Origin of the sequence: Komagataeibacter sp. FXV3, assembly GCF_015155755.1 — a bacterium.
Taxonomy (GTDB): Bacteria; Pseudomonadota; Alphaproteobacteria; order Acetobacterales; family Acetobacteraceae; genus Komagataeibacter.
Window position 1 is genome coordinate 1 of record NZ_VWPI01000141.1, and the last position, 8,080, is coordinate 8,080.

Consider the following 8,080-nt stretch of genomic DNA (forward strand, 5'->3'; position numbering starts at 1 on the left):
GACACCGCGCTGGTCGAACAGCTTGCGCGCAACCACGCCGTGCTGATCACGATCGAGGAAGGATCGGTTGGCGGATTTGGCAGCTATGTCATGACCCATCTGGCCAAAACCGGCCTGCTGGACCGCGCGCGCTTCCGCCCCATGACCCTGCCCGACCGCTTCATCGACCACAACACGCAGGCCGCACAGTACCATGAGGCCGGGCTGGATGCCGTAGCCATCACCAATACCGCCCTTGAGGCGCTGGGTGTCGGAATCAGCATGACGCAGCCCTTGCTAAAGACAGCAAACGGACCGAAATCATGAACATTATGAAACATGTCCTGAAAACCACCTCGCTGGCGCTGTGCGCCGGACTGATGGCGGCACCGGTCGTCCCTGCCGTCCTCCCCATTCATGCAGCCCATGCGGCCAGCGCCTCCGATGCGCAGGTGCAGGAGCCGATCAAGGGCCTGTATGCCGCGCTGGAGCGCGTGCAGGCCAAGGGCAGCGGTTCGTTCGAGCAGCGTTCACAGATGCTGGCCCCGGCAATCGACCACGCTTACAATATCGAAGCCGTGCTCGCCTCCTCCATCGGGCCGCGTTACGCTGGCCTGTCTGATGACCAGAAGCAGACCCTGCTGACCACATTCCGTCAGTTCACGATCGCCCGCTATGTTTCCAGCTTCAAGCCCGGCAGCGACGCCCGCTTCACCATCGACCCGACCGTTACCCCTTCGCCCGTTGGCAATGACCGTATTGTTGTAACACATATCGGATCATCCGATGACCCGAGCGGGACGGAAATCAACTACGTCATGCGTTCGGGCGCCAAGGGCTGGCAGATCGTTGACGTGCTGCTGAATGCCCACATAAGCCAGGTCGCGGCCCAGCGGGCGGACTTCAGTTCCGCCCTGTCGGGTGGAAATGTGCAGAAACTGACGAATCTGCTACAGAAAAAGATCAAAACGTTCTCGGAAGAGTGATATTACAATTCCCTGACGCCGTTTTCTAATTTGCTCCAATACGCGGGACCTTGCCGGAAAGATAATGTCTGTTTTCAACGCTCTTGTTTCACCCGCCGGATTGGCCGCGACCGTTGCTGTCGCCGGGTGCATGCAGGCAGCGCTTGGCACTTTTCTGGTCTCGCGTTTCCGGTGGCAGGAAAAACGCATGGACCGGGCGGTGCCCTTGCCTCCGGTTTCCGTGCTCAAGCCCCTCCACGGTAATGAACCACTGCTGGAGGAAGCGCTTGAAAGCTTCTGCACGCAGGATTACCCGCAGATGCAGATCGTCTTTGGCGTACAGGCCGAAGACGATGCGGCGATCCCGATCGTACAACGATTGATGGAACGCCACCCGGATGTGCAGATGGAACTGGTGATTGACCCCACCTTTCACGGGCTCAACCGCAAGATCGGCAACCTGATCAACATCATGACGCGTGTTAAGCATGATGTCCTGGTTATTTCCGATTCGGACATTCACGTTGCCCCCGATTACCTGCGGCATGTGGTGGGCGCCATGGTGCCTGACAATGTCGGCCTGGTCACGACGCTGTACGCAGGGCTGCCTGCGTCATCCACCGTACCGCGCCTGCTGGCCGCATGCCAGATCAACCATAACTTCCTGCCCGGCGTGATGCTGTCACGCTACCTCGGGCGGCAGGACTGCCTTGGTGCGACAATGGCGCTGCGGCGTTCCATGCTGGACGAAATTGGCGGGCTGGAAGCACTCGTACCGCATGTGGCCGATGATGCGATACTGGGCCGTTACGTACGTGACCGTGGCAAGGATATCGCCATTGCCGCGTGCATGACATGGACCACAGTGGGCGAGACCTCGATGCGTGAGGTGCTGGCGCATGAACTGCGCTGGGGCCGGACCGTCAAGACGCTGGAGCCTGCGGGTTACGCCGCATCCGCCATTCAGTTACCCCTGTTCTGGGCCAGCGTTGCCGTGCTTGCCGCACCGCATGCGGCCTGGACATGGTTCTTCTTTCTTGGTGCATGGGGATGGCGGGCCGTCTGTTCCTTCATCCTGGACCGCACGCTGGCGCAACGCAGCATGCTGCTGCCGTTACTGCTTCTGCCACTGCGCGACTGGATCTCGGCCGCCGTCATGGTGGGCAGTGTCACGGGCACGCGGGTTGCATGGCGTGGGCAGACAATGCATGTCACGCCGCATTCGGCCATGACACCACGATCGCAACCGGCCTCCCCCGGTGACTGACCCGCCGTCAGCAGGCTGAACTGCTTGAGAATTCCAACCCTGTCGTTAATAAGAACGGGTATTAAGGGAACCCCATTCCCCGCCAGAGCCCGAGGATATGCGTAGCATGATGAAAACCCTGTTTCTCCAGCCGCCTTCGTTTGACGGATTCGATGGTGGGGCCGGCTCCCGCTATCAGGCCAAGCGGGAAATCAAGTCGTTCTGGTACCCGACATGGCTTGCGCAGCCTGCCGCCATGGTCGAAGGCAGCCGCCTGATCGATGCACCGCCCGCGCGCATGGGCATGGAGCCGATCCTGGAAGACGTGCGCAACCGTGACCTGGTCATCATGCACACCTCCACCCCGTCCTTTGCATCCGATGTGCGCGTCGCCCAGATGCTCAAGGACGCGAACCCGAAGGTGAAGATCGGCATGGTTGGCGCGAAGGTTGCCGTCCAGCCGGAAGAAAGCCTGCTGAACGCCCCGCCGGTCGATTTCGTGGCGCGTAACGAATTCGACTTCACCATCAAGGAGATGGCGGAAGGCCGCGACTGGAAGGATGTCGATGGCATTTCCTGGCGCGATGCTGATGGCAAGATCGTCCATAACCGCGACCGTGCGATGATCGAGGACATGGACAGCCTGCCGTTCGTGACCGAAGTGTACAAGCGTGACCTGAAGATCGAAGATTACTTCATCGGTTACCTGATGCACCCGTACATCTCGATCTATACCGGCCGTGGCTGCAAGTCGCGCTGCACCTTCTGCCTGTGGCCGCAGACGGTGGGTGGCCACCACTACCGCACCCGCAGCCCCGAGCACGTGGCGGCCGAAATCCGTCTGGCGAAGCAGTATTTCCCGCAGGTGAAGGAATTCTTCTTCGACGATGACACCTTCACCGACGACCTGCCGCGTGCCGAAGCGATCGCCAAGGAACTGGGCAAGCTGGGCGTGACGTGGTCGTGCAACGCGAAGGCCAATGTGCCCCGCAAGACGCTGGAAGTGCTGAAGGCCAATGGCCTGCGCCTGCTGCTGGTCGGTTACGAAAGCGGCAACCAGCAGATCCTGCACAACATCAAGAAGGGCATGCGCGTCGAGACGGCGCGTGAGTTCACCAAGAACTGCCACGAACTCGGCATCAAGATCCACGGCACCTTCATCCTCGGCCTGCCGGGCGAGACGAAGGAGACCATTCAGGAAACCATCAAGTTCGCCACCGAAATCAACCCGCACACGCTGCAGGTCTCGCTGGCGGCACCCTATCCCGGCACGTTCCTGCACAAGCAGGCGACCGAGAACGGCTGGCTGGATGAAAAGAATGCCGAACTGATCGACGATAACGGCGTGCAGATCGCACCGCTGCACTACCCGCACCTGTCGCACACGGAAATCTTCCAGAGCGTGGAAGAATTCTACCGGAAGTTCTATTTCCGCGCGCCCAAGATCGCCTCGATCGTGAACGAGATGGTCCGCAGCCCGCAGATGATGAAGCGCCGCCTGCGCGAAGGGGTGGAGTTCTTCCAGTTCCTGCGCGAACGCCGCGCCGCCTGATCCGGCTTTCTGCGATTACCCCATGCCGGGACCTTCGGGTTCCGGCATTTCTTTTTTCATGCCATCCGGTTTTGCATCATGAAGCGCGTCATCATATCCGCCGATGATTTCGGCCTGTCCGAAGAAGTCAACGAGGCGATCGAAATTGCCCATCGCGACGGACTGTTATCGACCGCAAGCCTGATGGTATCGGGACCGGCCGCAGCCGATGCCGTGCGCCGTGCGAAGAAGCTCCCGGACCTGCGGGTGGGACTGCATCTGGTCGCGATCGAGGGACCGGCAACCCTGCCTCCTGCCGATATCCCGCTGCTGGTGCCCCAGGATGGGCAGTTTCCCTCCGACCAGTTGAAACTGGGCGTGGAGTATTTCTTCCGCCCCGCCGTGCGCCGTGAACTGGCTGCCGAGATCGAGGCGCAGTTCCGCGCCTTTGCCGCCACCGGGCTGGCGCTGGACCATGCCAATGCGCACAAGCACATGCACCTGCATCCCACGGTAGGGCGGTACATGATCGAAAGCGGGCTGCGCCATGGCCTGCGTGCAATCCGCGTGCCACTGGAACCGCCCGAGCCGCTTTATGCCGCGGGCACCTATACCGATACATTGGGGGATGCGGCGCTACGCCGCTGGACCGGCCTGCTGCGCCATCAGGCGCACAAGGCGGGTCTGGTCACGAATGACTGGTGTTTCGGGCTGGCGTGGAGCGGGCACATGACGACCGACCGGGTATCGGCCCTTGCCGCGCACCTGCCGGATGGCCTGTCGGAAATCTATTTCCACCCGGCCACGGCAAAGAACAAACTGCTGCAGCGCCTCATGCCCACCTATGAGCATGAAGCGGAATTCCGTACGCTATGTGCGCACGGTTTCCGGTCCGGCCTGACCCATTCGGGGGCCGTGCCCACCACATGGACGGACGTGGCCCGCGCATCCTGACGGGCCACCCCTGACGGCGGGACAGATCAGCCGAGGCTGCTCTTGACCCATTCCTTAAGCTGGCTCTTGGGCAGGGCACCGGTCTTGCTGGCAACCGGCTTGCCATCCTTGAACAGGATCAGCGTCGGGATGCCGCGCACGCCGTATTCGTTGGGCGTGTTGGGGTTGTCATCAATGTTGACCTTGGCAACGGACATCTTGCCCTTGAATTCCGCCCCGATTTCATCCAGCGCCGGTGCGATCATCTTGCACGGGCCGCACCATTCCGCCCAGAAATCGACCAGAACCGGTTCCTTGGATTCCAGAACCTGCGTCTTGAACTGACCGTCGCTTACGGCAATCGTGTTTTCACTCATCACTCAAAACTCCTTTGTGGCGGCCAACGCCGCCCCGTCCTGCTGACATGGCCATGCCGACGCATGCGGTCAAGTCGCAACGGCCATATCCGGCGCATACCGGTCCAGTAGCGTAGCAGGCAGAATGTCAACGCGCACGCCCTCCGTCCAGACCAGTACGCACACCACCTGCCTGCCGGGATAGACCCCGCGCAACAGGGCGCGATAGGCCGCCATCTGCCGCAGGTACAGCACCGGCGTCCTGTCAACGTCCGCGGGCGGCGTGCGGTTTGTCTTGAAATCGCACACCGTCACCGTATCCGCGCTGACCGCCATGCGGTCCACCTGCCCCACGATCACCTGCTGGCCCACGATACCTGCCAGCGGCTGTTCCGCCCGGCTGCCTGGTGCAAACAGCGCGGCAAGCCGGGGCATGTCCATGACCGCAAGCACCTGCGTCACCAGCGCCTCGCACTGCGTGGGGTCCAGTCCTGCCGCCGGGCGCGACAGCCATGACCAGGCAAGCGCCATGCGTTCATCCACAGGGCAGTCCGGCAGGTATTGCAACAGGGCATGCACCAGTTGCCCGCGTTGCAGGGCACGGGCGCGCTGGCCGGCCGGGTCGGCGCGGTCCCGCACGGTGGTCGCGGACACCAGCGGCGAGCGCACGGCGGGCTGTGGGCCAAGGGCGACATCATCGGGACGGCTGGGGGCAAGCGGCCGGGCCAGCGGCCCTTCCATGACCGGCATGACAGGCCGCCACAGCGGGGCATGGCCCATCCATTCCGGCAGGGCGGGCACGGGTGCCGGTGCCACCGGGCCATTATCAGCGCGGGCGGCCCGGGCGGGCGGGGCCGTGCGCGTTTCCTCCAGCACCAGGCTTTCCCCCTCCCAGCCCAGGTCGAAAGGCTGTGCCGTGGCCCCGGTACTTTCAAACCCTTGGCGGCACAGATCATACCAGCAGCCATCGGGCACGCCGCGACGGGGTTCCCACCCACATATCACCAGCCGGTCACTGGCCCGGGTCAGGGCGACATAGAGCAGGCGATTATATTCTTCCGCCGCCTCACGGCGTATCTTTTCCTGCACCGATGCCGTCACATCCGTGGCCAGTTCCCGCCGTGGCACCCAGATCGGGATATCGAGTCCCGTGGTCCTGTCGGTCTCCCACAATATGTTGGTGTCGGAACGTGGCGTTGCGATCGTATCGGGCAGGATGACAAGACGCGCCTGCAACCCCTTCGCCCCATGCGCGGTCATGACACGCACCATGTTGGCCGATGCATCGGGTTCATGCCGCACCGTTTCATCCGATGCATTCAGCCAGTGCAGGAAACCCTGCAACGAAATGGCATGCGTTTCCTCAAACCGCAGGGCGGCGGACAGCAATTCGTCAACCGGTTCCACCGCTTCCGGCCCCAATCGGGCCAGCAGCCGGGCGCGACCGCCCAGCGGGCCAAGGGCTTCGGCCAGAAGCTGATACGGCGTGGCGTAATCAACCTGCCGGAACAGGGTGTTGAGGATATGCCACGCCGCCGACCAGTCGGGCCGTTCCGCATGACGCACGCGCAGCACTGCCCACAGCGGCTGCCCATCGCGCCCCGTCGCCAGATGCATGAGCGATTCGTCATCCAGCCCGCCAATGGGGGATGTCAGCACGCAGGCCAGCGTCAGGTCATCCTGCGGCAGCAGCAGCGCCGCGCACAGCGCCATAAGGTCCTGCACCGCAAGCTGGTCGGTCAGCACGGTACGCACCAGTGTCGCCACCGGCACGTCATTGCTTTTCAGGGCGCGGATCAGGGCACGGGCAAAGGCGGAACGACGCGGCACAAGGATCAGCATGTCACCGGGCGCCAGTGGCGCTTCCCCCGGTGCTGGCGGCATGCGCAGTTGCCCGGCGATCCAGCCCGCCAGTGTATCGGCCAGACGCTGCTGCGCCGTGGACTGCCCGGCATTGCGGGTCGGGGCCATCCACGGGCTTATGTCGGACTCGTCAGGTTCCACCGGCACGGGGGGCCAGATTTCCACACGTCCCCCCTGCCCCGGCCGGGCGGTGACATGGGCGGGAATGGTACCGTCGGGTTCCACCACGCCACGCGCGGCGGCAGGATTGGCGAACACGCTGTCCACCAGTTTCAGTACAGGCGCCGTTGAACGGAAGGAGACCGTCAGCGCCGGTTCACGCCATATGGCGCGGGCGGCGGTCGCACGCTGGCGGAATTGCTGCCGCCATGCGCGGAAGGCCTCCGGGTCAGCCCCCTGGAAGGAATAGATCGACTGCTTGTAATCCCCCACCGCGAAAATGGTGCGCGGACAGCCATCGTCATCATGCGTGCCTTCGCCTGCGAAGAATTCCGCCGTAAGCCCACCGGCAATGGCCCACTGGTCGGGGGATGTGTCCTGCACCTCATCAAGCAGCAGGTGATCGATCCCGCCATCAAGCTTGTACAGCACCCATGCCACACCGGGGTCATCAAGCAACTGCAGCGTGCGGTCGATCAGGTCATCATAATCGACCATGCCCTGCGCGTTCTTGCGCGTGGCGTAACGTTCCAGCACCGGCTGGGCTACGGACAGCAGGGCGCAGGTCAGTTCAAACACCGTAATGGCGCGCAACTGCTGGTCAATGCCAATGACGCGCACGGCTTCCGCGCCAAGACGGTCGGCCAGACCGGGACAGGCGGCATCCATCTTGGGATTGAGGCCCCCACGCTTTCGCGGCTCACCCTTCTGCGTCAGCAGGCCGCCCCGCCATGTGGACCAGTCCGCCACGCGGGCGGCCACGTCCTGACCCAGCCATGCCAGCATGGTTTCCGCCTGCACCCGGACGGTGGCCGACCCTTCCCGCGCAACACAGCGCAGTCCGTCACGCAGAATGTTCTCATCGGGGATCGTGGCGCAGGCATTGCGCAATACGTCGTCCACGCTGCGCCCGCTTATGCCCAGCAGACGCATAAGGGCCGATTCCACCCCCGCGCGATCCACCATCCACCGGCGCGCCACCGGCAGCATGCGACGCGACTGCGCCTGCAGCCGGGCGATCAGCGCGGTAAAGTCCCCCACCCCGATC

General features: G+C 63.2%; 7 protein-coding genes. 5 read left to right on the top strand and 2 right to left on the bottom strand.

Annotation, left to right across the window (positions count from 1 at the left end):
• From F1542_RS13235 to hpnK, 5 genes are all read left to right on the top strand, one after another.
• On the top strand, nt 1–306 hold a 306-nt coding region (locus F1542_RS13235), incomplete at its 5' end, for a transketolase C-terminal domain-containing protein (protein WP_275944691.1).
• Nucleotides 303–965 carry an ABC transporter substrate-binding protein gene (locus F1542_RS13240; protein WP_193733446.1) on the top strand — a complete coding sequence of 221 codons (663 nt, stop codon included), beginning with the start codon at nt 303–305 and terminating at the stop codon, nt 963–965. The genes F1542_RS13235 and F1542_RS13240, both read left to right, overlap by 4 nt.
• A 64-nt stretch (nt 966–1,029) precedes the next feature.
• The gene (gene hpnI / locus F1542_RS13245) at nt 1,030–2,211 is read left to right on the top strand and encodes a bacteriohopanetetrol glucosamine biosynthesis glycosyltransferase HpnI (RefSeq protein ID WP_193733447.1); all 1,182 of its coding nucleotides are present in this window, start codon (nt 1,030–1,032) and stop codon (nt 2,209–2,211) included.
• Nucleotides 2,212–2,317: 106 nt separating this feature from the next.
• Entirely contained in the window at nt 2,318–3,742 is a 1,425-nt protein-coding gene (gene hpnJ / locus F1542_RS13250; RefSeq protein WP_141261225.1) for a hopanoid biosynthesis associated radical SAM protein HpnJ, read from the top strand.
• Nucleotides 3,743–3,820: 78 nt separating this feature from the next.
• Nucleotides 3,821–4,675, top strand: a complete 855-nt coding sequence (gene hpnK, locus F1542_RS13255; protein ID WP_193733448.1) for a hopanoid biosynthesis-associated protein HpnK — start codon at nt 3,821–3,823, stop codon at nt 4,673–4,675.
• A gap of 26 nt (nt 4,676–4,701) precedes the next feature.
• Here the strand turns inward: hpnK and trxA are convergent, their stop codons facing one another.
• Nucleotides 4,702–5,031 carry a thioredoxin TrxA gene (trxA, locus tag F1542_RS13260; protein ID WP_010508984.1) on the bottom strand — a complete coding sequence of 110 codons (330 nt, stop codon included), beginning with the start codon at nt 5,029–5,031 and terminating at the stop codon, nt 4,702–4,704.
• Between the two features lie 69 nt (nt 5,032–5,100).
• Nucleotides 5,101–8,080 (bottom strand): UvrD-helicase domain-containing protein (locus F1542_RS13265; protein WP_193733449.1); only part of this gene is annotated, 2,980 nt, incomplete at its 5' end.